This window comes from Rheinheimera sp. MMS21-TC3 (assembly GCF_032229285.1).
In the GTDB taxonomy this organism is placed as follows: Bacteria; Pseudomonadota; Gammaproteobacteria; order Enterobacterales; family Alteromonadaceae; genus Alishewanella.
Genome location: NZ_CP135084.1, coordinates 368,500 through 393,548 on the forward strand (window position 1 = coordinate 368,500; position 25,049 = coordinate 393,548).

Here is a 25,049-nt window from a genome sequence, read left to right on the forward strand (position 1 = left end):
ATGCCTCAAAAATACCTTTCTGATATTGTGCATGTGTTAGATGCAATTAATCAAGATTTACAAACTGCTGATTATAACGACGTACCGCCGGGGATAATTAGTGGCGTAGCGGGACATATTTTATTTTTATATGAATATTACCAGTTTGCTAAAAAGCCAGAAGTAGAGCTAGCCGTGCAACAGCGCTTTAGTTGGCTAGAAGAGCAAATAGAAGATTTACAAGACAATAGTACTTTTAGCTATGGTTTACCTGGAATAGGCTGGTTATATGAATACTTACTTAGCCATCAGGCTAGTATAGATCCTGATTCCGCTTATGATGGAACTGTTAATAACAGCACAGATATTTGGCTGCAGACTCATATCTTAAATGAGCCTTGGCAGACTGAGATAGAGTTTATTCAAGGCATAGCTGGCCTAGCACCTTATATCGCCCGTCGGGCTAAGTATCAGCCTAATCATATTTTAATAGAGAAGTTTTTACAGCAAGTAGAGCTGCTCTCAGAAAGCACACTTGAAGGGTTAAAATGGCCAACCCCTGAAGGCTCTCCCTACATTCTATTAAATGGTAAGCAAGAAAGTGAAGTTAACCTAGGGCTTGCTCATGGTATGCCAGCTATTCTTGCCGCGTTATTATCTTTAGCTGGCGTTTCATCCTACTCTGATCGCATCAAGCCACTTTTAGATCAAGGCATAAACTGGCTTTATAAACAGCAGCAGCCCATTGAGGTAGGGAGTTACTATGGTTATGCAGTCGGAGAAAATGAATGCTCTAGATTAGGCTGGTGTTATGGCGACTTGCCTTTAGCATTAATTTTTGCTCGTGCTGGGCGTTTACTCAACAATGAAAAATGGCTGAACTTTGGGAAAGACATAGCATTACATACGAGTAAGCGACGAGATAATAAAGCGGGCATTAGGGATGCTGGCTTATGCCATGGCAGTGTTGGTCTGGCATTGATATTCAAGCTGATAAACGAATTTTATCATTTAGAAGAATTAAAATCAGCTCAAGAGTATTGGTTGCAAGATGCGCTTCAGCGCTTTGAAAAAAATGGAGTTGAAGGGTTAAAGCCTTTTAGAGAACCAGGATCAGAAGCTGAGAAATTGCCGACTCAAGACTTTTTAGGCGGCACTAGCGGGGTGGGCTTAGGTTTGTTAGCGCTTATCTCAAACAGACAAGATTGGGCTGATGCTCTGCTGTTAGCATAATTAAACAAATTAGGTGTATTAATGAGTAGTAATGTTGAGTGCGTAGCTGATTTTTTTGTTGTAAGGGTGCCAAGATTAAGCTTAGCGCAATTTAAGCAACTGCCTACAAGTGAGCAAGCTGTAGTTGATTATCTAACTCATTGGCTTGCATCGCCTGAAGCTGAAGAGGCTATTTATTTAGCGAGCCCATCCTTAGTTGAACGAATTGGGCAATGGCGCGAAAAACCTTATAGCAAAACAGGTCAAAAAGTCACTACAGCATTATTAAAGTATTTTATCCGTATGAGCTGTAGGCCTACCCCTTTTGGTTTATTTGCTGGTATTTCTCTAGGGCACTTTACTGACCGAAGCTTAATTACACCGGCAAATTTACAGTTGGATAAGCGCAAAACCCGCCTAGATATGTTTTATTTAGCCACTATTCAGCAGCAATGGGCACAAAGTGACGCAGGTCAGCAAGCTGTAAACTTTATACCTAATACTACGCTATATCAATTAGGTTCATTTCTACATTATATAGAGCCTTATCAATCATCTTCACAGCGGCAATATAGGCTAAGTTCAGTTGAGCATGACGAGGCATTGCATGCAATGTTACAGCTTGCTGATGGAGGGAAATCAAAGCAAGCGTTAATCGAGCAGTTTTGTCAGCTATATCCTAGTGTCGACCAAGAAGATGTAGAAGCTTATATTCAACAGTTGATTCAAGAGCGAGTGTTAATGGCAGACTTAAAATTGCCTTTAACTAGCGGTTATCCAGATAAAGCCTTTGTTCAAGCATTATTAAATGCTAATAACACGGATGATGGCTTGGTATTACAGGCTGCACTTAAAAAGTTAGACGCCCTAGATCAGCAAACAGTTGTAAAACCGGAAGATTATCAAGCTATAGTGCAGCATTTGAAGCAATTACCCTATGCGGTTTCAGAAAATAAACTGTTTCAAACTGATGTAAAGCGCACTCTTCAAGTAGCACAATTAGACACAGGCATACAGGCTGTCTTGAAAAAAACTGTGTTGGCATTGCAATCACAAATGCCAGTATCAGAGAACCCACTTATAAATTTTATTACCAATTTTAATCAACGTTTTGAAGGCCAAGCGGTTCCATTACTTAAATTACTAGACGAAGATGTTGGGATATCATTTTCTAATGATACTGGCTATGAGACTCCTCTTTTAGCTGGAATTAATATTGCAAATAATCAGCGAAGTAAAACGGCTGAGCCTGAAAACTCATTAAGTATCAAGCTACTTCATAAGCTTAATGCTAATAGCAAGGTGTCAAATATATTACAGCTTAGTAGCGATGAGATGCTTAAAGATGCGAAAAGTGCAGAGTTATGGCAGCAAATGCCAGCTTCATTTGCAGCAAACATTAGTTGCTATAGAAATGCAAGTGGCGAACGGCTAATACATTTGCATGGTTGCACTGGCCCATCTGGGGCAAACTTACTAGGGCGGTTTTGTCACTTAGATGAAGCATTAAAGCAGCAAGTAATTTCTCATTTTGAAGCTGAAGAAGCTTTATCTAAAAATGCTGTTTTTGCTGAAGTTGTGCATATGCCAGATGGAAGGCCAGGCAATGTTATTGCTCGACCGCAATTAAGGCAATATGAAATAGTATTTTTAGCAGACACTGAACTAGCTGATGAAAAACAAATTTCGGTACAAGATCTGTATGCGTTTGTGGAAGGCAATGAAGTTAAGCTTTGGTCAAAACGTTTAAAAAAGTTGGTGATACCACGTTTAACCTCAGCGCATAATTACTCAGATAGAAGTTTAAGTATTTATCACTTTCTATGTATGTTGCAACATCAGCAAGCAGAGTTGCCGTTTTATCAATCCCCTACCTTTATAGAGCAAATGGATCGACAACCTAGGGTACAGCTTGATAATGTAATTTTATCTGAAGCTAAATGGCGAATTGAACGCTCATTACTAGAGGCGTTAGTTAAGAAAGATATTTGGCAAGAAAATGCATGGGCAGAATTAAAGCATCGTTATCAATTACCTCGCTATGTTTGCTACGCTATTCACGATAATGTTTTAACGATAGATCTACATAACCCTATTTTAATCAAAATTTTATTGGCCGAAACAAAAGGCCAGCTACAAGTTACCCTTAAAGAGTCGTTAGCGATGCAATATCAAAGTGAAGTTGCTAGTGAAGAAGGGGACTTTGCCCATGAGTTTATCGTGCCTATTTTAAACACTAAAGCTAGACCACTTGATATTTTATATGGTGAGCTGGATAAAATGCTAGATATGACAATACAGCGTCAATTTATTCCTGGCTCTGAGTGGCTTAGCGTTAAAATTTATGCCGCTGCAAGTACCGCTGAACTACTTTTAAATGAAGCACTTACAGACTTTTTGGCTTTCTGCAAACAGCAGGGAATGTTAAAGCAATGGTTTTTTATTCGTTATAGCGATCCCGATTGGCATTTACGGTTGCGAATATTAGGAGAGCCCGAGAGCTTATATAGTAAAGTGCTCCCGCTATTACATAACTATTTATCTGAATGGGTAGAGAGCCAACGTGTGCGCAAGGTTGAAATCTTCACTTATCAACGTGAAATTGAGCGTTATGGTGGTGATAGAGGAATAGAGCTAGCAGAGCAGGTATTTCAGCATGATAGCGAGTTTGTGCTGCAAACAGTTTCTTTAATACAAAACTATGGTGAATCTATAAGAACGCGTATGGCTCTACTAGGCGTAAATGCTATGTTGGATGCATTTTCTTATAGCTTAGATCGTAAATTAGAAATAATGACTCAACTGCGTACTGCTTTTGGCTTAGAGTTTAAGGAGCATAGCCATTTACGTAATCAGTTAGGTGCTAAGTATCGTGAGTATCAAAAACAAATACAGGCTGACTTTAACGCGGAGTATAAGCAAGCTGTTGAGCAACCATTACAGCAAATGTTAACTTTTAAACAACAGTTAATTGAAAACGTTAAACCATTAGCTAATCAAATACTGGCTGAGCAACAGCAAGGGCAGCTTAGTTGTACTACCGATAACTTATTGCATTCTTTATTGCATATGTTCTGTAACCGTATATTTAAAACGTATGGCCGTGAGCAAGAATTTGTTATTTATGACTTTTTAAGACGTTTATACTTATCTGAGGTGGCGAAACAAAAAGCAAGTGACAGTAAGCTTAAATCAAAAGTAGGGTAAATAACTATTGGTTTTAACAGAGCTTTGTTAATCTATGCGGGTTATTTATTATTAACAATATGGTTAAAATAGTTCGTTTTTACACAGTACTAGCGCTATAAGTTCAGCATAAAATCATAACTATAGACTTAATGTGATAGTTGATAACCTAGAGTAATATATGAAATCAATTTTCCGTGAGCAAGTATTAACGCAGCAGACATCACGGATGCAGGGTGAAGTCAGTTTAGTACAGGTTCCATCCTTTGTCTGGCTGACAGGGCTAATAACAGTCATTGTTGTTAGCTCATTAATATTTTTGTTGGCTTCTAATTATAGCCGTAAAGCTGTCGTTTTCGGTGCCTTGCAGCCTGAGCAGGGGATTATTAGAGTACAAACGTCTCAAGCTGGTACTGTAAAGCAATTATTAGTACAAGAAGGCGATAAAGTAGAGGCTGGGGAACCTTTGTTGCAATTAACTATGCAGCATTTCTCCTCAGAGGATACAGAGCTGTCTGCGTCATTACAAAAAGAGTTAACGGCAATTTTAGTTAACTTACAGCAACAAAAGCAGCAAGAGATAGAAAAATATCGAATTAAACAGCAAGATAGCAATGAACAGATTGCTAGTGTAGAAGAGCGATTAAAACAAATAGCACAGCAACAAGCTATTTTTCAGCAGCGTCTAGACTTAAATCAAAAGTTAGTTCAGCAGATCTCGCAGTTATCGGGCACAGGTTATATTTCTACTTTAGAATTAGACCGACAACGAGATACCTTGTTGTCGCTACAACAGCAAGGTCAAGCGCTTGAGAGTGAAGAGTTAAGCTTAAAAGAGCAGCTAAAGCAGCAGCAAAATATATTGCAACAATTGCCACTTGAACAACACGCCTCATTAACTTCGATAGACAACCAAATGTCGGAATTACGTAATCAGTTAACACGGTTACAGCATGAACAAACTAGTATCATAACAGCGCCAAAGTCAGGCACGGTTAGCGGTATCTTACCTAAATCGGGGCACTTTATGGATTCGGGCAGTATTGTTTTAAGTTTGATTCCTGAAGGTGCGGAGTTAGAAGCTATAGTGTATGTGCCAACGCAGTCTATTGCTTTTGTTGAGCCTAATCAGGATGTTAGATTGCGATTTCATGCCTTTCCTTATGAACGATTTGGCGTGCAGCAAGGTAAGGTGCGAGAAGTGAGTCATACAGTGTTATTGCCCGAAGAGGTGACAGATACGACAATAAAGGAACCGAGTTACCGTGTTCGGATTAAATTGTCGTCTCAGCAAATTTATGCTTATAACAGAGCATTACAATTAAGAGCCGGTATGACACTAGATGCAGACGTAGTGACGGAGCAACGAAGCTTATTGCAATGGCTGTTCGATCCAATATATAGCATTAAAGGGCAGCTATAATGCAAGCAATAACAGAAAAACTTTCTTTCTGGCAAGGTGATAGCCTACCAATAATCAACCAAACAGAAGCAGCAGAGTGTGGTCTTGCTTGCTTGGCTATGATTGCTCATTACCATGGTCATAAAGCGAGTCTTAATGAGTTACGGCAGAAGTTTTCAATTTCAATAGAAGGCTGCACCTTACTGGACTTAATGAACTTTTCAGAAAAGTTAAACCTGTCTTCTCGGCCTTTACGCATAGAGCTAGAAGATTTACCAGCATTGCAACTACCTTGTATTTTACACTGGGATTTAAATCACTTTGTTGTTTTAAAGTCAGTACATGCTAAATATATCGTTATACATGACCCTGCCAGTGGCGTTCGAAAAGTAAGCATAGATGAAGCCAGTAAAAGCTTTACGGGTATAGCATTAGAATTACTACCTACTAACGACTTTGAATTAAAGCAAGGTCAAAGTCGTTTAGGCTTATCTCATTTTTGGTCCAAAATAACTGGTTTAAAGCGTTCATTAGTATTGCTATTTACGCTTTCCATTTTGTTGCAGGTATTTACCTTAATATCGCCTTATTATATGCAATTAGTGGTAGACGATGTCATTATGACCAGTGATACCAGTTTGCTTATTGTTTTAGCATTAGGCTTTGCCTTAGTACTGCTGTTTGAGGTGATGACCAGCGCACTACGAGAATTTGTTTTACTGCATTTTGGTAACTCTATGAATATCCAAATGGCCAGTAATTTGTTTCATCATTTAATTAGGTTACCGCTGACTTATTTTGAAAAGCGCCATATGGGAGATGTGGTATCACGATTTGGCTCTTTACGCCAAGTTCGTGAGTTGCTGACAACGGGTATGATAGAGGCTCTAATAGATGGTTTAATGGCCATTGCTATTTTGATTGTTATTGTTATTTATAGCCCACTTCTAAGTATGGTTGTGCTAGTTTCAGTAGCGCTGTATGCCTTATTTAGGATGGCTATGTATAACTCTTTACGCGCTGTTTCAGAGCAAGAAATACTGGCTGGAGCTAAAGAAAATTCTAACTTTATGGAGACGGTTCGCGCTATTCAAACCATCAAGTTGTTTGGCTCAGAAGCGAAGCGAGAAGGCATTTGGCAGAATCATTATGTTGAAGCAACTAACCAATCAATACGTTTAGGTATTTTTGATATTTCATATCAGACAGTGAATAGGTTACTGTTTGGTATTGAAAATATAGTAGTGGTTTATTTAGCGGCAACGCTTGTACTAGAGGGTGGCTTTAGTACCGGGATGTTATTTGCTTTTATTGCTTATAAAAGTCAATTTATGAGTCAGATGGCCCGGTTAATTGAGAAATTAATTGAATTTAAAATGCTGAGTTTACATTTTGAGCGTTTAGGTGATATTGCCCTAACTGGAAAAGAGCGAGTTCATCCAGTGCAAGAGCGTAAGCCTGTCGAGGTTCAGGGTAAACTTGAATTACGTAATATCAGTTTTGCGTATAGTGATGTTACTAATCCGGTGTTGCAGGATCTCTCTTTAATTATAAAGCCGGGCGAGTCAGTGGCATTAGTTGGCCCTTCAGGTTGTGGCAAAACAACCTTAATGAAAATAATGCTAGGCTTGTTATTACCCTGCTCTGGCAAAGTGCTGGTTGACGATATTCCATTGAATCAACTTGGTTTAGTGAATTATAGACGACAAGTGGCTGCAGTAATGCAAGATGATCAACTTCTGTCTGGTAGTATTAGAGATAATATTGTTTTCTTTGAAGAGCAATATGATATGTCTTGGGTTGAGCAATGCGCGCAAATGGCTGCGGTCGATAAAGATATAGCAAATATGCCAATGGGCTATAACAGCTTAATTGGCGATATGGGGTCTGCTTTATCTGGTGGTCAAAAACAGCGAATTTTATTGGCTCGTGCGCTTTATCGGAAGCCAAAAGTTTTATTTTTAGATGAAGCGACCAGTCACCTAGATACAGATACAGAATCTATTGTCAGTAACGCGATTAAAGAGCTTAAGATTACCCGAGTGGTGATTGCCCATCGGCCTGAAACCATAGCGTCTGCTGATCGTGTAATTAACTTAAAGGCTTTAGTTTAAACTTAACAGCTCACCCTAAGTTAACTGTGGGTAAATTTTTCACATAATTCGATAACACCAGAAGTAGGTGGTGGTTACCCAGGTCGTACTCATCTGCGTCCATCGTTCGTCGATTGCAGAAGAACTTATGTATATGGCGAAACTTGCGGCCAAGCCGGTTGTAACCAAGTATATTAATTCGGCATGAAACAGCTTTTAGCTTTGGGTTAAAAGCTGTTACTACAAAACAGTTACCATTACGTAAATTTCAAAAATAATAGTACTATACTCTTTCACTAACCCCATTCTGGTCCATAGTTTAATGCTTAAATTTGCACCTCAGCAAAATAAATAGCCGTATTTTCCTGGTGTGACGAATAATAGCTTACATATAGTTTATTATCGTGCAGTACCATACCGGCGTAGCTACAGTCACCACCGGAGGGTAGCGTTAAGGCTTCATTTAAGCTGCCACTTTTTTTGTCTATCCAGCATAGGCTAGTGCGAACATTATTATCATATAGGCGAACACAGGCGAGTAAGCGGCCATCGGCTAATTGCAGCCATTGTGGCCCACCAATGCGACAGCCAATATCTTGCCATTGCCAGTCAGTATAAGGCGGTAAGCTTTTACCAAATAAACCGTGCTCGGGGTCACGTCTTAGTAAGCAAAGTGCTGTACCATCGTGCGTAAATAATAAACCACTTTCGTTAGCGTAACTGCCTTGATAAACATCGGTTAGCGGTTGAAACTGTATGGCGTCGTCGCTTTGGTATAAGCGCACAAAACGCGGCTGGCCAATACCATAACCCAAGGCATACAGTTTTTGCTGCTGCCATGTCATTCGCCACAACCACACATTTTTTTCGCCAACTGGCTCAGGTGTCGACCAAGTAACACCGTCATTTGAGCGCCAAATATAAGACTGATGGCTATAATTACTGCGATCGTGCAAGGCTCCAGCGCCAAGGAGTAATAGTGTACCGTTAGGGGCAATACTAAACTTTGCGTCTCGTAAATCGGCATCAGTGGCCGTTATTAGCGCTTGGCTATGCCAGCTAATACCGTTATCCGTTGAGCGTAAAATACGAAAAGCGCCATCGGCTGAGACATGAGCGCTACCTTCGCGAAATACACACCACAGTGCATCGTTAAATAAGATTAAATCCGTAAAAGCATTATGTGCGGCTTGTTGCCAAATACGTCTAACTTCAACTAGTTGCATAATAATTAGCTCCAGAGTCGATTAAGTTACTCGCTTTGCAAGGCAGTAATAGGGTCTAACTGCGAAGCTTTAATGGCAGGGTACACACCAAAAGCTACACCTATAAGTGCACAAATACTAAAAGATAAGCCTATTGCCAGCAAAGACCAACTTACTGCCCAATCGGAATAAAAAGCGATAAGTTCCGACAATAAAATACCAAATACAATACCCAGTAAACCACCCAGAATAGCAATAGCAAAGCTTTCGGCCACAAATTGCAGTTTAATATCCCGTTGTGTTGCGCCAATAGCGCGCAATAGGCCTATTTCTTTAGTGCGCTCTAACACGGTAGCTAACATGATATTCATAATGCCTATGCCGCCTACTAATAATGAAATACCCGCGACGCAAGACATAACAATATTGAAAATTTGTTGGGTTTGCTTCTGTTGCGCTAATAGTGCTGCAGGCACTATTATAGTGTAGTCATCAATGTCGTTATGGCGCTGTTTTAAGAGGGCATCTAAAGCTTTAGCTGTTAGCGCATTATTGGCATGCTCGGCCAATTGTAAGCGAAATGAGCTTAGTTCAGCACTCATAGGCAATTGTTTAAACCGAGTTTGCGCACTAAGTAAAGGCATAAACAGTTGGTTTTGTTCACCGCCTAACTTAATACCTTGAAAATCATCACTACCGGCATAAGGCTCAGCAAGTACCCCTACTACTTGTAGCCAAACATGGTTTACTTTCACGGCTTTACCAAGTGCATCGCCATTGGGGAACAAGCTTTTTGCAACTCTAGCGCCAAGAATAGCAACTTGTGCTGCATAGCGGTTTTCTTGTTCAGTAAAATTACGGCCGGCAACAAAAGCTAATTTACTTAACTCCATATAGCTGGGCGATACGCCTATGGCAACACCATCACTTTTACCTTGGTGACTATAAATGTTGTAAGTGTCTACTTTAAGTTCAGCGCTATAAGCTGTTACATCGCGTAAGGTGGCAACAGCAATATCAATATCGCTTTGATTAAGGCCTAATGAATGTTTACGTTGCTCTTGTAAGGTTTTCTCATCAAAGGTACGGCCTTCAACAATAAGGTTGCGCAACCCCATTGTTTCAATTGTCTTTAGGGCTTCACGCTCTGCACCTTCGCCGATATTCAGCATGGCAATTACGGCGCCTACACCAAATATCATCCCTAATAAGGTAAGGAAAGTCCGCAGCTTATGTTGGGCTAATTCTGCTAAAGTATCGGTAATTAAAGGGCTTAATTTCATGCTGTTATTGTTCCGGGTTAATCAGAGCTATACGATCGCCTGCTTTTAAGCCTTCAAGAATTTGGGCATGGCTTAGGCTTTTTTTACCAATGGTAATGGGCTGTTTTATAAAAGTTGTACCCTTTAGTTTATAGGCATAAAGTTGTTGTTGTTCACTAAAAATAGCTTGTAATGGGATCATAAAAATCCCTTCTATTTTGTTTACTGCAATCTGCGCTCGTACTTTATTACCGGGCATAAAGCGGGGATCTTGCTGGGCGGGTGCAACCACAACTTCTATATACTTTCTAGGATCACGCCGTTCGCGAGATTGGGCAACAGCAGCAACAGAGACTATTTCGCCGGCTAGCTTGTCGTTTGGCCAAGCAGTTAAAGTAAAGCTAACGTGTTGGCCAGGAGCAAAACCTATGGCTTCTTGCTCGATAACCTGCAACTTAACATGTTGTAAGCTGAGATCTGGAATACTACCAATACGTGAGCCAGGAAATACCATGCCGCCTACTTCAGGCTTGTCACCGCGCCAATTACTTTCAAATAATAAAATACCCTTGTGCGGTGAGCGAATCTCTAGCTCAGCCAAACCAGTTTCAGCTTGATGTAACAAGCTTTGTTGTTGGCCAAGTTGCAGCTGTAGTAGCTCTAATTCACCACTGCTACGCTGAGTAAAACTTTGCTCTTGCCAACCTAAGTAGTCGCGTTTGTCAGCAAGATACTCTTTGTTTTGCATGGAATCGAGAATTTCTAGCTTAGAGCGGATTTGCACATCATCAATACTAAAGCGGTCGGCAAAAGAAAATTCATGGCCAATTAGGTTTTGATCTAAACCTATGGCTTTTTGCTCGCTTTGTTGTTCGGCTAGCTTTTGTTGCTCGTCGGCAACTACAGTGCCTAAACCAGTATTAGCTTTAATTTTGGCTTTAAGTAGTTGAGTCGAATCAAAAGTAACCACTACATCGCCTGGCTGCACTTCAGAATACTCTTTAGCTAAAGCCGCAATAAAACGCGGGCCTTGTATTGTTTTAGGCGCGTTAATACTTACTGAATTAACAGCAAATAGCTCGCCTTCGGCATTAACTGAGTGGATTAAAGTTTCTTGTTCTACAGTGTATACAGGAACTTGAAGGGCCACTTCACTACAGCCAGTAAGAAGACTAAGCAACAGTGCACTATAGTAGTGTTTAAGGCGCATTGGTCTCTCCTTGGCTGTTTGCTAAGCGTATATTTAGCCGTGCTGTCATACCTGGTCGCATAGTGTCAGTATCTACAACATCTAGCATAACTTTGGCGTCTATGACACGGCGTAAATTGTCTTGTGATTTATCCCTAACCGCACTGCCTAAGCTTTGTAAGATGCCGCTAAAGCGCCGTTCTGGATAGGCATCTAAGGTAATCTCTACAGCTAAACCCGTCGTTAAATGTTTTAGGTCAATTTCATCTATTTCGGCTTTAATATATAAGCTGTCTAACTGGCTAACTTCTGCTACAGGTTGACCAAATTGCACCATGTCGCCACTAGAGAATTTTTCACCATCAAAGTTTTGGCTATAAACCATAACACCAGAAAAGGGAGCTTTTACTTGCATGCTGCCAATGCTACGCTTTAGATCATTTACTTCAGCTTGTAATCGGCTTACTTTAGCCAGTAGCATTTGCTCTTCGGCTTGGCGTTGTTGTTGATGACTGGCTAAGCGGGCTTCAGCTAGCTGTTTTTGGTTGTCTGAGATAGTGAAGTCAATCTGTGCTTTGCGCCTATCATTGGCAGAGCGAGATTGGTCGACAATGACCGCTTTACGCTGATCTCTGTCGTATTCCATTTTACGCTCGGCCAAGCTTAGTTTTAATTCTTCATAACGTTGCTCGTCACTACGCAAGCGGTTAGCTAGCTCTTGTTCGGCACTTTTTAATTCAATGCTTTTGTTTTTTAAATCATCTACTAAGCGTTGAGCGTCAAAAGCTACTACTAAGTCGTTTTCTTTTAATAGGCCGCTTTCAGGTGCGAGTTGTTTAATATTATATTGCCAGAAACTTTTGACTGTAGGTGGTGACGCCTTAAATGAATTTGCTGCTGTCAGCTCGCCAGTTGCTTTAACATAACTACTAGCTGGAGTTTCGTTAGGGGTGATATCTTCTGGCTGGCAGGCGCTAAGATTAATTAGCAGCAAGGCCACTAGGCTACGAAAAACGGATGTAGGCATTATGGTAAACTAACCTCAATAAGCAAGCCCATACCTAGCATTGGCTCGGTGATTGGTAAGGTGTCTGATGTAAAAGTTGCTTTGTAATACAAGGCATTGCCCCAGCTTTGCCGTTTTTCACCTTGGCGGGCAACAGAGCTTAAGCGCAGTGGGAAAGGGGATTGCGGCGCAATATCAAAGCGGGCTGTTAAGGCTTTATGCTGTTGCAGTCTAGGCATATCTGTTTCGTGTACCCAAGCTTCAATATATAAAGAATCAGTACGGTTAAGTTCAGCAATACTCCATCCTGGCTGGGCGGTAATGCCTGCGTAAATTTTGGTGCCATACCAAGGATGGGTGCCATAACTTATAGTGCCATCTTGGCTAGCGGTAACACTCATTTGGCTTAGCTGAACTTCGGCATCTAGCAGTTCTGCTTTTGATTGCTCTAATTGTAATTGTTGCTTGGTTAAGGCGGCATTAGCGGCAATGCGGGCGACGGCAAGCTGCTCGGCGGCTTTATTAGCTTCAGTGCGGCTGCGTTTTAATTCTAATTGATACTTTTCATAGTCGTATGCACTTAAGTTGGCCAAGGGAACATTGGCGTCTATACCTGCTTTTTCTAGCAGTAATTGCCGCCGTTCAAGTTCATATTCGGCTTCCATAACCTTTTGCTTGTGTTCACTTTTTAGCTGATTAAGCCGTTCGTCATGATTAATAATGCTACTTTTTAATTGCTCAATTTGGGCTTTAATATTACCGGCATCAAACACAGCTATTAAATCACCTTCTTTTACTGGTTCATCTTCTGGTTGTAACCACTGTACTTGCACCCGCCAGCTATCACTCATAGGTGATACGACAGTTTGTTTATCTGCAGATTGCAGCGTACCTGTTAACAGTAAGGGGATAGGCTGCTCGGCAACACTATTTAATAACAATACTGTATAAAGTGCGACTAACATCCGTTGTCCTCAATTATTTGACCATCACGCATCCGTATTACTCGGCTGGCGTAAGCCGCTATTTCATCTTCATGGGTAACCATAACTATAGTGTTGCCTTTGCTATGCAAATCGCACAGTAATAACATTATTTCTTTTGATGTTTTGCTATCTAAGTTACCTGTTGGCTCATCAGCAAAAATAACTTTAGGCCTATTAACTAAGGCACGCGCTATAGCAACTCTTTGCCGTTGTCCGCCAGACATTTCATGAGGTTTATGATCAGCACGATGCGCTAAGCCCACTTGCTCTAATAAAGTGGTAGCACGAGCTAATGCTTCTACAGGATCGGTGTCGGTATACCTAAGAGGTAAAGCAACATTTTGTGCTGCTGTTAATCTTGGCAATAAGTGAAAAGATTGAAAAATAAAGCCGATATGGCGGTTGCGCATGGCCGACAGCTTAATATCATCAAGTTGACCAATAACCTGATTATCCAGTTGATAACTGCCACTACTTGGGGTGTCTAAACAGCCAAGAATATTCATTAGCGTAGACTTGCCTGAGCCAGAGCTACCCATGATGGCAACAAATTCATTTTCGGCAATACGTAAGCTAACGTTATGTAACGCCCTTACCGCATTGTCTCCCTGGCCAAAAACACGACTAAGCTGTTGTGCGAATATCATGACTCTACCCTATAAAACTTTAGCAGTGCAGAATGCCATACTGTTGCCTTAATTGAAACACAGCTACACCGGAAGCAGCTGGTTAAACTGTAACAAGCTGTGTCGGTATAAAAGCAAGGAAAATTATATTTTATGGTGGCGCACTAAGGTAATAACCTGTTCTATAACTGTTGAAAAGTGCTGGCGAAACTTTGCCAAAGCTCAATGACTTGCTGCTTTTTATTGATGCCTGTTAACGCAAAATCACTAGTATGATACAAAGCTTGAGCAAGATATTAAGCGAGTTGGCTTGCTAAATGGGGGTAGGATTTGGCTGCAATTAATTCAGTGCGCAAAATACGGTAAGCCTTTAAATCTTCTAATAAGATAGCCGCTAACTCATTATCATGATGGATAACCTCTACTGTGTGCTCGGGACACAAACTATGATGCTTTTGCAGTACTTCAGCTTCTATGCGAGCGCGGTCAACGGTTAAGGGCCAATTATCGTTACCATAACCGGCATAAGGCAAAGCTTGTTTTACAATTAGACTAGAGCCTTTATCATTGCTGATCCTAAACACTTGATTAAAATTCTTTTCAGCTTCCAATTTACTATGGCTGCCAAATAAACCGCTGTGTTCGTCAGCAAATTGCATCGCATCATCATTAGTAAAAGTGTGGTACTTAGACTCAGGCATAAAGTTGTCTCGTATTGGTACTGGAAGTAGCAGTTTTATAATTGCAAACTTACTAGCTACAAGGCTTAAAAGATATAGTTTACTGATTACTCAAGAGCAAAAATAAATCATCAATCTTTTGTTTTAGTGTGCTAGTCGCTTAGCTAGGTTACAGTTAGGTGCTATCTATGCTAAATAACTATTATAGTTAACAAGGAATTATAAAAATGAGAAAGACCTTTTACGCAGTGCTACTTGGTACTGCGTTATGTTTAACTGGGTATGCCCATAGTACGGCGGTAGATATAGGCTATCAGCAACCGGTACAAGCAATTGTTGATATTGTTGATGCTGCGCCAACACCTAGCGCTAGCTTAAGCCCTAATGGCCAAACCATGCTAAGCCTAACCTATCCGGCATTACCGGTATTGGCAGACTTGGCGGCACCAGAATACCGTTTAGCCGGCGTTAGGTTTAATCCTGCTAATAATGGCCCAACTATGCCGCGTTATATTTCGGCATTACAGTTAATTGATTTAGCTTCAACAAAAAGTAAATCTATTTCTGGTTTACCTGCCGACCTTAAAGCCACAAATTTAACCTGGTCGCCGGATAGCCGTTATTTAGCTTTTATTCAGCTTGAAGCAAACCAAGCTACGTTATGGCGTATTGATATTGCTAAAGCTAAAGCTAGCCAATGGTCAAAAAGCCGTTTAAATGCAATTTGGGGCGCTGGCTTACAATGGTCTGCTGATAGCCAAGCTATTTACGCATTAACAGTGCCAGCTAAACGCGGCGCTGAACCGGTGGCGTCTAAAATCCCTACTGGACCGGTTATTACTGAAGCTAGAGGCCGCACTGCGCCAGCACGTACTTATCAAGATTTATTAAAAGATAAGCATGACGAAACCTTATTTAGTTATTACTTTACTAGCCAGTTGGTAAAAATTAGCTTAAAAAATAAAGTAACCTCTATAGGCAAGCCAACACTGTTTAGAAGTGTAGAAGTGTCGCCAGATAACCAGTTAGTGTTAGTTAGCCGTATAGAACAGCCGTTCTCTTATGCAGTACCGGTATCTCGTTTTGCTTATACCAGCGAAGTATGGAGTACCGCCGGCAAGTTAGTGTACACAGTGGCACAAAATCCTGTTGCGGATAATATCCCTATTGCCTTTGATGCCGTACCTACAGGCCGTCGTTATGCTAATTGGCGCTCTGATTTACCAGCAACCTTATACTGGGCTGAAGCGGCTGACGGTGGTGATCCTGCAAATAAAGCAATGGTTCGTGATCAGTTATTTCAATTAGCCGCTCCTTTTACTGCAGAGCCGCAAAAGTTACTTGATTTAAGTTTTCGTTTCTCTCGTTTACTAACAGCTGCAGATGGCACTATGTTGGTGTGGGAGAATTGGTGGCAAGACCGGCTAGAAAAAGTATGGCGCTTAACACCAGATCAAAACGCTAGTTTATTGTGGGAGCGTTCATCAGAAGATCGCTACAATGCACCCGGCTCACCTTTAACCACTACTGCAGCAAATGGTCAGCGTTTACTTAAATTAGAACAAGGACAAATATATTTAACTGGCGTAGGCGCATCGCCTGAAGGTAACCGTCCTTTTATTGATAAAATGACTTTAGCTACTGGTACTACTGAACGCTTATGGCGCTCTGAAGCACCATTTTACGAATATGCTTATAGCCTGTTACCTAGTGGTAAATTGCTAACACAACGTGAGTCTACAGATTTACCACCAGACTTTTATTTACGAGATTTACAATCAGGTGAATTAACTGCTTTAACGCAAACGCCACACCCTATGCCACAAACTAAAGGCATAACCCGCGAGCTAATTAATTATAAGCGTGCTGATGGCATTCCTATGTCGGCAACCTTATTGTTACCTGCTGGATATCAACCTGAACGTGATGGCCCTTTACCAACAATGATTTGGGCTTATCCGCGTGAATTTAGAAGTGCGGCTGCAGCGGGGCAAGTAAGTGATTCACCTTACCGCTTTAACCGTATTAGCTATTGGACACCGCAATTTTTAGCCACTCAAGGTTATGCCGTGTTAGATAGCGCTACTATGCCAATAGTAGGTGAGGGTGATAAAGAGCCAAACGATAGCTTTATTCAGCAGTTAGTGATGAATGCTGAAGCCGCTATTGCCGCAGGTGTTAGCCGTAAAGTAACCGATCCGAATAGGGTTGCGGTAGGCGGCCATTCTTACGGTGCCTTTATGACTGCGCATTTGCTAGCGCAAACTAAGTTATTTAAAGCCGGTATTGCCAGAAGTGGCGCTTATAACCGTAGCTTAACGCCGTTTGGTTTTCAAAGTGAGCAGCGCACCTTATGGGACGATACAAATTTATATACTCAGCTGTCACCGTTTTTTCACGCGGAAAAAATTAAAACACCGTTACTGTTAATTCATGGTACTGACGACAATAACTCTGGTACTTTCCCAATGCAGAGTGAGCGTTTATATCAAGCGGTTAAAGGCTTAGGCGGTACTACACGATTAGTTATGTTACCGCTAGAGTCGCACGGTTATCGTGCCCGCGAGTCGGTATTACACATGTTGTGGGAAACCGTTAATTGGTTAGATGAGTTTGTTAAAAATGCTGAGCCAGTTAAGGAATAACAGCAGCAAATTATAACTTACTTATTAATGCTTCATGTTTGGTTAAAACATGAAGCACTTTTTTATCTAAACTGTTATTTTAAGCTGCAAGCTTCTTTATCTCGCCACAACAACCATAACCTTGTATCAAATTCTAGCTGGTGATACGCCGGCTCCATATGCTGACAAAGCTGATAAAAGGCTTTGTTGTGCTCTTTTTCTTTAAAGTGGGCTAGTTCATGCACCACTATCATACGTAAAAACTCAGTGGGTGCTTGTTTAAATAAGGCGGCTACCCTAATGCTATTATGAGCCTTTAGCTTATTGCCATGCATTCTAGATTGATAAGTGTGCATACCGAGGGCGTGCTGGATTACCTTAAGTTTACTGTCGTATTTAACTTGGCTAAGCGGTGGGCTATTACGTAAATATTGTTGTTTTAAATCATTAATATAAGCATAGAGTGCTTTGTCACTTTGTATTTGATGTTGCTGAGAATACTTTTCAGTTAAATAGGTCGTCAGTTTACCACTGGTATAAAGCGCTTGGGCTTGTTGTTGAATATGCTCTGGGTAGCCAGCTAAATAGTTTACCGTTGACACTTATCTTTCCATTTGGGTGAAACCGTGAGCCTAAGATTATAAAGGATGCAAAATTAAAGGCTAATTTATATAGGCTGAATATTAAAAACACCTCTTATAGCAGCACGGTAATCACTTACTTACAAGTGAATATATGTTTTTTTTGCTACTGGTGTTAATTATTATGTTAATAATAAAGCACTAATTGTCTCTAAGGTGTTGCATAAAATATATACCAATCATGCTCTTAAATTATAAAAGCACTTGTTGCTCATTTAAGGTTAATGTATACTCACATTTACTCACATTTACTCACATTTACTCACATTTACTCACATTTACTCACATTTACTCACATTTACTCACATTTACTCACATTTACTCACATTTACTCACATTTACTCACATTTACTCACATTTATTTACGCATGTAAGCGCGTGGTAACACAATGGAAGTTAGAGGTTGTCGTGTCAGAGCAAGGACTGTTTCGTGCTAATGCGGTAAAGCAGCAAGGCGCTAAATTAGATGGCGATGTTATTGTTGCTCAGCCGCTGAGTAGTAGTGTGTTAACAATTATTTTAGTGGTTGTTGTTATTATCATTGTTATCTTTTTAAGCGTAACGTCGTTCAATCGTAAAGAAACGGTGACGGGTTATTTAAAACCTGATATGGGCTTAGCCAAGGTTGTATCGACTCGCGCGGGTGTTATTCAACAACTTTATGTTGATGATGGTCAACAAGTACAAGCGGGTGATCGCTTAGCGCTTATTGCTATACCCGAGCATTTAGCTGCCGGTGAAAGCCTTACCAATACGTTATTTCAAGGGCTTTTGCAGCAAACCGAATTAATAAGCCTGCGTAAACAACAATTACAGAGTCAGTTTATGCAGCAACAAGCTGAATTTAGTGCCCGCCTAACATTAAGCAAAAACTTATTGCGTGATATTACTGCCCAACATGCGCTGCTACAACAACGACTACAATTAAATCAGCAGCGTTATCAAAATTATCAAGCCCTTAATAACAGCGGTGCTATTTCCACTATGGAATTGCAGCAACAGCATGAATTGGTGCTCAATATCCAACAGCAGTTAGCTGAATTAAATGCTAACGAACAAAGCCAAAAAGCTCAAATAGAGCAATTAAGTGGCCAATTACAACGCTTACCTAGTGAGCAGCAGCAACAACTAGCCATGCTCGATACCGACATTTCACGACTGAAACAACAGCAAACAGAATTACATGCCCGGGGTGAGTTACTTATTACTGCGCCTATTGCTGGCCGAGTGACTAATTTAGTCGCTGAAATTGGTAATAATGTGCAAATTGGTTTGCCCCTATTAACTATTATGCCGGATAACGCAGAATTACAAGCCGTGTTGCTGGTGCCAACTCGGGCTTATGGTTTTGTCAAGGTTGGCCAGCATACACGCTTACGCTTTGATGCGTTTCCGTATCAGCGTTTTGGTTTGTATCAAGGGCAAGTAATAAAAACGGCGCAGGCTATCATGATGCCAAATGAAGTTGATATGCCTGTCGCCGTACAGGAGCCAGTATACCGAGTAGAGGTAGCACTGGATTCGCAACAAATCCGCGCTTATGGCAACACAGTCCCGCTGCAATCGGGAATGCTGCTAAGCGCAGATATCGTGCTGGAACAACGCAGCCTGTTAGCCTGGTTGTTTGAGCCGATTTTAAGCCTAAAAGGGCGACTATAGCTCTAAGTAAAGAGCAACCAATAAACTTAAAAACATCTCAAGGAGAGATAATATGAAAAACCAAGATACCATGCAAGAGTTAACATTTGAGCAAGTAGAAGAAGTGAGTGGTGGTAATGCTTTATGGAGATTTATCGCTAGAAATATAATCACAAAGATGGGAGATGGCGAATTACCTCCTGGCTTTGGTGATGACTTTTGTCCTAACCCTGACTTACCTGCTCCTTAATATGACACTTATTCCTAACATTTAAAATATGCCTAGCAAGGCCACAAGCTTTGCTAGGCATATTCAGAGTGAACTATATGTGCTACATGTGCACCGGGTAACGGATAACCAAGATGTATTTAATTATTTTCCTATTTGTGGCATCACTTTTTTCTATACGAATTTTTGAAGTTTTCGATTCAGTATTGTTAGTGCAATTCTGGTTTCTAATTCATGCGCTGCTGATCCTCATTGCATTTTCATTCTTGTTATGGCGCAAAAAAATGATCAAATCAGTATTTGTTGTTTCATCATTTATTTTCATTTCATTTATTTACCTTAACAACCCCGAGCTTAATGGTTATTCTGTAGATGAAAAAGGTGAAGATAGATTTACAGAATCCAATTATCCAACAATTCAACCGAATGACATTATCATTTCAAAGCACTTCAACTTCTCACTACAACTAGGTGTGATGGTTGCAGTAAAAGTAGATGATAATTTACTGCGTAAGCGCATACATGCTATGCCTGGTGACCAAGTGCACATTTGTAATTCAGAAGTTTACGTTAACGGTATGAGGTATATGTATAGCAATAATTGGGTTGGAGAGTTAATTGATGATAGACAAAAATGCATAAAAAGAAATAGTGTATTTTTCTTATTAAATGATGAATATTTTGTCATTGGTGATAATGAAAAAAACAGTTATGACTCTAGAAGTTTTGGGCCAGTAAAAAAGGCGGATATTATTGCTCAATCACTATATGTTGTTCGTTTTAATGATTATAATCAACAAGTTATTCCCCTAGCTGTTACTTTCTCAAAAAGCCTAATTAAATAGATTTTCTATCGCTCAGTGATATCGTGCTGGAACAACGCAGCCTACTCTTTATCAATACTGGGCCTGGTTGTTCGAGCCGATTTTAAGCCTAAAAGGGCGACTATAGCTCTAAGCAAAGAGCAACCAATAAACTTAAAAACGTCTCAAGGAGAGATAGTATGCAAGAGTTAACATTTGAGCAAGTGGAAGAAGTGAATGGTGCATTTGGTGTGCCTGGCATGGGCCTTGGCGCAGTTATAGGTGCAGCGGGCTATCTTGGCAGTGCTGCAACGTCAGGTAGTTTTAGCTGGGGTGGTTTAGCTGCAGCAACAGGAACTGGAGCAGCCTCAGGAGCTATTGGTGGTCCGATTGGATCTGCTGCCGCCAGATATTTGCTCCCACGTGTTGCCGCTCTTGGTGGGGCAGCAACTGGCGCCCAATAATTATTTAAATTGCGGGGCTTGCACATTGTGTTGTAAGCCCCATTGGAGGGAAAGTGAAACTTGCATATCTTAGTCTATTTATGTTTGCTGTGCTTTACGTAGCTCTAGCTTTTTTTGACTTAGAGCGCTTTGCAATATTATTTGCAATATCTGTGCTCCCTATCAATATTTTTCACGGAAACAGAGATATAAAAGATTTTCATATGGATGATAAGAAGTATAAAGGAGTCCTTTTTCTTACATACCCTCCAGTGACGTTCTTCCTCTTAGTATTGACTCATCACTGGTGGTTAAGTTGATTTTAATTGAGATTAAAAGACCGTCAAATAAATTAATAGAACCACACACGCTATTAAGCCTACAAATGCGCTTAAGGGTATAAAATTGCTTGAAACGTCAAAATGATCTACCAATCCGAAGCCGCTGAATGCGGCCTGGCCTGTATTGCTATGGTGGCCAATCACCATGGACATCAGCTGGACTTAACTACCCTACGCAACCGCTACAGCGTGTCGCTTAAAGGCGCCAATTTACAACAGTTGATGCAGCTGGGTAACCAATTAGGTTTAACACCACGCGCATTAAAGCTGGATTTAGATGATTTAAAAAACCTTCGCACACCATGCATTTTGCACTGGGAAATGAACCATTTTGTGGTGCTGAAAAAAGTCCATCGCGATGGTATTACTATATTGGATCCCGCTATGGGTGAGCGGCGTTTATTATTAGCCGAAGTGGATAAAGCCTTTACTGGCGTAGCGCTAGAATTAAGCCCTAGCACTGAATTTAAAAAAGTTGATGAGCGAGTGCGCTTAGGCTTAACAGCCTTCTGGACCAAGGTGCAAGGCCTGGTGCCATCACTGGTTAAGCTGTTTATTTTGTCTTTGTTACTGCAGGTATTTGTGCTTGCCGCCCCTTATTACACCCAGTTGGTGGTAGATGAAGTACTGGTTAGCCAGGATAAGCCGTTGCTGGTGGTGCTGGCACTGGGCTTTGGCCTTATTATGCTGCTACAGGTTATTACCCAAACTTTACGCGGTTGGGTAGTACTGCACTTAGGCTCGGTGATGAGTGTGCAAATGGAGGCAAACTTAATGCGGCATTTATTACATTTACCATTAAGTTATTTTGAAAAACGCCATATGGGCGATGTGGTATCGCGCTTTGGCTCGCTTAACTCAGTGCGAGAGCTATTAACCAATAGCTTAGTCGAAGGCGTGATAGACGGCATTATGGCCATTACCGTGTTGGTTATGATGTACCTATACAGCCCACAACTTAGCTTAGTAGTTGGTATAGCGGTATTAATTTATGGCTTATTACGCTGGGCGTTATATAAACCACTACACCAACTGACCGAAGCCAGCATTGTTGCCTCGGCCAAAGAACAAAGTAACTTTATGGAAACCGTGCGTGGCATGCAAAGCATTAAGCTGTTTGGCCTGCAAACCCAGCGCTTAAATATCTGGCAAAACCGCTTTGCTGAAGCGGTTAACCAGAACTATCGCTTAGGTAAGTGGCAGATCTCCTACAACACCATTAACCAACTGCTATTTGGCGTAGAAAACGTGCTGGTAATTTATTTAGCCGCACTGGCTGTGATGGCCGGGGACATCAGTGTCGGCATGTTGTTTGCCTTTGTTGCCTATAAAAATCAGTTTACTAACCGCACCGCTGCCCTTATTGATAAACTGGTTGAGATTAAAATGACGCGGCTGCATTTAGACCGCTTAGCCGATATCGCCTTAACCGAAAAAGAAGATGAAGGCAGTGCAAGCGACGGTCGCGATATTAGTGGTCAGCTTAGCCTAAGCAATATTGGCTTTCGTTATGCCAGTAATGACCCTTTACTATTCAATAGCCTGAATCTTGAAGTAAAAGCCGGTGAAAATATTGCCATTATTGGCCCTTCTGGCTGTGGAAAAACCAGCTTGATGAAAATTATGCTGGGTTTGCTGCCAGCAGAGAGCGGCAAAGTAGAAGTAGATGGTGTCGATATTCGTCATTTAGGTTTACGCCATTATCGCAGCCAGATAGCCGCCGTAATGCAGGATGATCAACTGATGTCGGGTACCTTAGCTGAAAATATCAGTTTTTTTGACAGCCAAATGAAGATGCACAGCGTAACTGAAGCCGCAAAGCTAGCCGGTATTCATCAAGATATTGCTGTGATGCAAATGGGCTATAACTCTTTGGTCGGCGATATGGGTAGTTCGTTATCCGGCGGCCAAAAGCAAAGGCTGTTATTAGCACGGGCACTGTATCGCAAGCCGAAAATTTTATTTATGGATGAAGCGACCAGTCATTTGGATGTACAACTAGAGCATTATGTGAATCAAGCAATTAAACAGTTAAATATGACCCGCATTATTATTGCCCACCGGCCAGAAACCATTATTAATGCCGAAAGGATTATGCAACTGCATAACGGCCAGCTGCAAGATGTAACAGCACCGTATAAGGCACAGTTTGGTATAAATACAGAAAAATAAAAACGGCGCAGGCCATCATGCTGCCAAATGAAGTTGATATGCCTGTCGCCGTACAGGAGCCAGTGTACCGAGTAGAGGTAGCACTGGCTGCACAACACATCCGCGCTTATGGCAACACAGTCCCGCTGCAATCGGGCATGCTGTTAAGCGCAGGTATCGTGCTAGAACAACGCAGCCTACTCTTTATCAATACTGGGCCTGGTTGTTTGAGCTGGTTTTAAGCCTAAAAGGGCGACTATAGCTCTAAGTAAAGAGCAACCAATAAACTTAAAAAGCGTCTCAAGGAAAGATAATATGCAAGAGTTAACATTTGAGCAAGTGGAAGAAGTTAGTGGTGGTGGCGACTCGATTGACTATATTAATCTAGCAAGCGATGTTCTGACTTTAGGAATGGCTGGTGCACGAGTTTTAACTATGGCAACACCATTAGGCTGGGGTCTTGCGGGAGTAACCTTAGCCTACTACGGTGGCCAATGGATTGGCAGTAAACTTGTAAATTAGGGTAAGCAATATAAATAGCCGCAGTTATGCATTAAAAAACTGCGGCTGATTTAGGGAGCTATGAAAATGTATTCTACAGTTATCAATATAATACTTTGCTTATGGATATTCATATTGTCCATGGTAGTGCTAAATAATTTAGAAAGTCAAAGTTTTTACTATTATTTTTTTCTGTCGATATCTGCATTCGCAATTTCAATAGTAAATCGCAATGATAACTTGAGAAATCTTGGCAAATTTTTTACCAAGCTGATTGTTGTCTTGATTTTTATAGGGGTATCAAACGACATTATAAGTAGTATGCTTATCGAAAAAGTGCCTAACTATAGGCACCTTGCCTTTTGGTTTGTTGCATTTCCAATAATAGTTTTTTTTGATTCTTTTTGGTCAGCTGCTATTAAAAAATGATTAGTCGCTAACCAGTAATAAAGATCTTTTAGGGTGACTGGATTCACAACACATCCGCGCTTATGGCAACACAGTCCCGCTGCAATCGGGCATGCTGTTAAGCGCAGGTATCGTGCTGGAACAACGCAGGCCTACTTTTTATTAACACAGGGCCTGGTTGTTTGAGCCGATTTTAAGCCTAAAAGGGCGACTATAGCTCTAAATAAAGAGCAACCAATAAACTTAAAAACATCTCATGAGAGATAATATGCAAGAGTTAACATTTGAGCAAGTTGAAGAAGTGAGTGGTGGTAATTTTTTGTGGAGATTTATCGCTAGAAATTTAATCACAAAGATGGGAAATGGCGAATTACCTCCTGGCTTTGGTGAGGACTTTTGTCCTAACCCTGACTTCCCTGCTCCTTAATATGACACTTATTCCTA

At 40.9% G+C, this 25,049-nt stretch carries 21 protein-coding genes; 13 read left to right on the plus strand and 8 right to left on the minus strand.

Annotated features, from left to right (window positions below):
- From RDV63_RS01970 to RDV63_RS01985, 4 genes are all read left to right on the plus strand, one after another.
- Window positions 1-1,212, plus strand: coding sequence for a lanthionine synthetase LanC family protein (locus RDV63_RS01970; RefSeq protein WP_313907842.1), 1,212 nt, complete (start codon window positions 1-3; stop codon window positions 1,210-1,212).
- A gap of 21 nt (window positions 1,213-1,233) precedes the next feature.
- A complete protein-coding gene (locus tag RDV63_RS01975) occupies window positions 1,234-4,398 on the plus strand; it encodes a lantibiotic dehydratase (protein WP_313907843.1) in 3,165 nt (1,054 codons plus the stop codon).
- A 160-nt stretch (window positions 4,399-4,558) separates the two neighbouring features.
- Entirely contained in the window at window positions 4,559-5,800 is a 1,242-nt protein-coding gene (locus RDV63_RS01980) for an HlyD family secretion protein (RefSeq protein ID WP_313907844.1), read from the plus strand.
- The gene (locus RDV63_RS01985; RefSeq protein WP_313907845.1) at window positions 5,800-7,893 is read left to right on the plus strand and encodes a peptidase domain-containing ABC transporter; all 2,094 of its coding nucleotides are present in this window, start codon (window positions 5,800-5,802) and stop codon (window positions 7,891-7,893) included. The genes RDV63_RS01980 and RDV63_RS01985 overlap by 1 nt, the downstream gene beginning before the upstream one ends.
- Window positions 7,894-8,198: 305 nt before the next feature.
- On the opposite strand, the gene RDV63_RS01990 is transcribed toward RDV63_RS01985, so the two are convergent.
- The 7 genes from RDV63_RS01990 to RDV63_RS02020 form a co-directional block, all read right to left on the minus strand.
- The gene (locus RDV63_RS01990; RefSeq protein ID WP_313907846.1) at window positions 8,199-9,098 is read right to left on the minus strand and encodes a sialidase family protein; all 900 of its coding nucleotides are present in this window, start codon (window positions 9,096-9,098) and stop codon (window positions 8,199-8,201) included.
- A gap of 26 nt (window positions 9,099-9,124) precedes the next feature.
- Window positions 9,125-10,360, minus strand: coding sequence for an ABC transporter permease (locus RDV63_RS01995; protein WP_313907847.1), 1,236 nt, complete (start codon window positions 10,358-10,360; stop codon window positions 9,125-9,127).
- 4 nt (window positions 10,361-10,364) lie between these two features.
- Window positions 10,365-11,549 (minus strand): efflux RND transporter periplasmic adaptor subunit, encoded by a 1,185-nt coding sequence (locus RDV63_RS02000; RefSeq protein WP_313907848.1) that lies wholly within the window; start codon window positions 11,547-11,549, stop codon window positions 10,365-10,367.
- Window positions 11,539-12,555: an HlyD family secretion protein gene (locus RDV63_RS02005; protein ID WP_313907849.1), complete on the minus strand. Its 1,017-nt coding sequence runs from the start codon at window positions 12,553-12,555 to the stop codon at window positions 11,539-11,541. The genes RDV63_RS02000 and RDV63_RS02005 overlap by 11 nt, the downstream gene beginning before the upstream one ends.
- Window positions 12,555-13,499 (minus strand): HlyD family secretion protein, encoded by a 945-nt coding sequence (locus RDV63_RS02010; protein WP_313907850.1) that lies wholly within the window; start codon window positions 13,497-13,499, stop codon window positions 12,555-12,557. The genes RDV63_RS02005 and RDV63_RS02010 overlap by 1 nt, the downstream gene beginning before the upstream one ends.
- Complete coding sequence (locus RDV63_RS02015; protein ID WP_313907851.1) at window positions 13,493-14,167, minus strand: ABC transporter ATP-binding protein; 675 nt, start codon at window positions 14,165-14,167, stop codon at window positions 13,493-13,495. Before RDV63_RS02015 ends, RDV63_RS02010 begins: the two co-directional genes overlap by 7 nt.
- A 275-nt stretch (window positions 14,168-14,442) precedes the next feature.
- A complete protein-coding gene (locus tag RDV63_RS02020) occupies window positions 14,443-14,847 on the minus strand; it encodes a hypothetical protein (RefSeq protein ID WP_313907852.1) in 405 nt (134 codons plus the stop codon).
- A gap of 206 nt (window positions 14,848-15,053) precedes the next feature.
- On the opposite strand from RDV63_RS02020, the gene RDV63_RS02025 reads away from it, so the two are divergent.
- Window positions 15,054-17,471 (plus strand): alpha/beta hydrolase family protein, encoded by a 2,418-nt coding sequence (locus RDV63_RS02025; RefSeq protein ID WP_313907853.1) that lies wholly within the window; start codon window positions 15,054-15,056, stop codon window positions 17,469-17,471.
- Window positions 17,472-17,545: 74 nt separating this feature from the next.
- Here the strand turns inward: RDV63_RS02025 and RDV63_RS02030 are convergent, their stop codons facing one another.
- Window positions 17,546-18,052 carry a M48 family metallopeptidase gene (locus RDV63_RS02030; RefSeq protein WP_313907854.1) on the minus strand — a complete coding sequence of 169 codons (507 nt, stop codon included), beginning with the start codon at window positions 18,050-18,052 and terminating at the stop codon, window positions 17,546-17,548.
- Window positions 18,053-18,499: 447 nt separating this feature from the next.
- Here RDV63_RS02030 and RDV63_RS02035 point away from each other — a divergent pair, with 447 nt between their 5' ends.
- The 8 genes from RDV63_RS02035 to RDV63_RS02070 all read left to right on the plus strand — a co-directional run bounded on the left by RDV63_RS02035 (window position 18,500) and on the right by RDV63_RS02070 (window position 25,032).
- Window positions 18,500-19,750: an HlyD family secretion protein gene (locus RDV63_RS02035; protein WP_313907855.1), complete on the plus strand. Its 1,251-nt coding sequence runs from the start codon at window positions 18,500-18,502 to the stop codon at window positions 19,748-19,750.
- 52 nt (window positions 19,751-19,802) lie between these two features.
- Window positions 19,803-19,979 carry a hypothetical protein gene (locus tag RDV63_RS02040; protein ID WP_313907856.1) on the plus strand — a complete coding sequence of 59 codons (177 nt, stop codon included), beginning with the start codon at window positions 19,803-19,805 and terminating at the stop codon, window positions 19,977-19,979.
- A gap of 263 nt (window positions 19,980-20,242) precedes the next feature.
- Window positions 20,243-20,803 (plus strand): signal peptidase I, encoded by a 561-nt coding sequence (lepB, locus tag RDV63_RS02045; protein WP_313907857.1) that lies wholly within the window; start codon window positions 20,243-20,245, stop codon window positions 20,801-20,803.
- 158 nt (window positions 20,804-20,961) lie between these two features.
- Window positions 20,962-21,225: a hypothetical protein gene (locus tag RDV63_RS02050; protein WP_132585414.1), complete on the plus strand. Its 264-nt coding sequence runs from the start codon at window positions 20,962-20,964 to the stop codon at window positions 21,223-21,225.
- A gap of 401 nt (window positions 21,226-21,626) precedes the next feature.
- Window positions 21,627-23,717, plus strand: coding sequence for a peptidase domain-containing ABC transporter (locus RDV63_RS02055; protein WP_313907858.1), 2,091 nt, complete (start codon window positions 21,627-21,629; stop codon window positions 23,715-23,717).
- 17 nt (window positions 23,718-23,734) lie between these two features.
- On the plus strand, window positions 23,735-23,938 hold the full coding sequence (locus tag RDV63_RS02060; protein ID WP_313907859.1) for a hypothetical protein: 204 nt from the start codon (window positions 23,735-23,737) through the stop codon (window positions 23,936-23,938).
- Between the two features lie 73 nt (window positions 23,939-24,011).
- On the plus strand, window positions 24,012-24,218 hold the full coding sequence (locus RDV63_RS02065; protein ID WP_313907860.1) for a hypothetical protein: 207 nt from the start codon (window positions 24,012-24,014) through the stop codon (window positions 24,216-24,218).
- 655 nt (window positions 24,219-24,873) lie between these two features.
- Entirely contained in the window at window positions 24,874-25,032 is a 159-nt protein-coding gene (locus RDV63_RS02070) for a hypothetical protein (protein WP_313907861.1), read from the plus strand.
- Window positions 25,033-25,049: the final 17 nt, after the last annotated feature.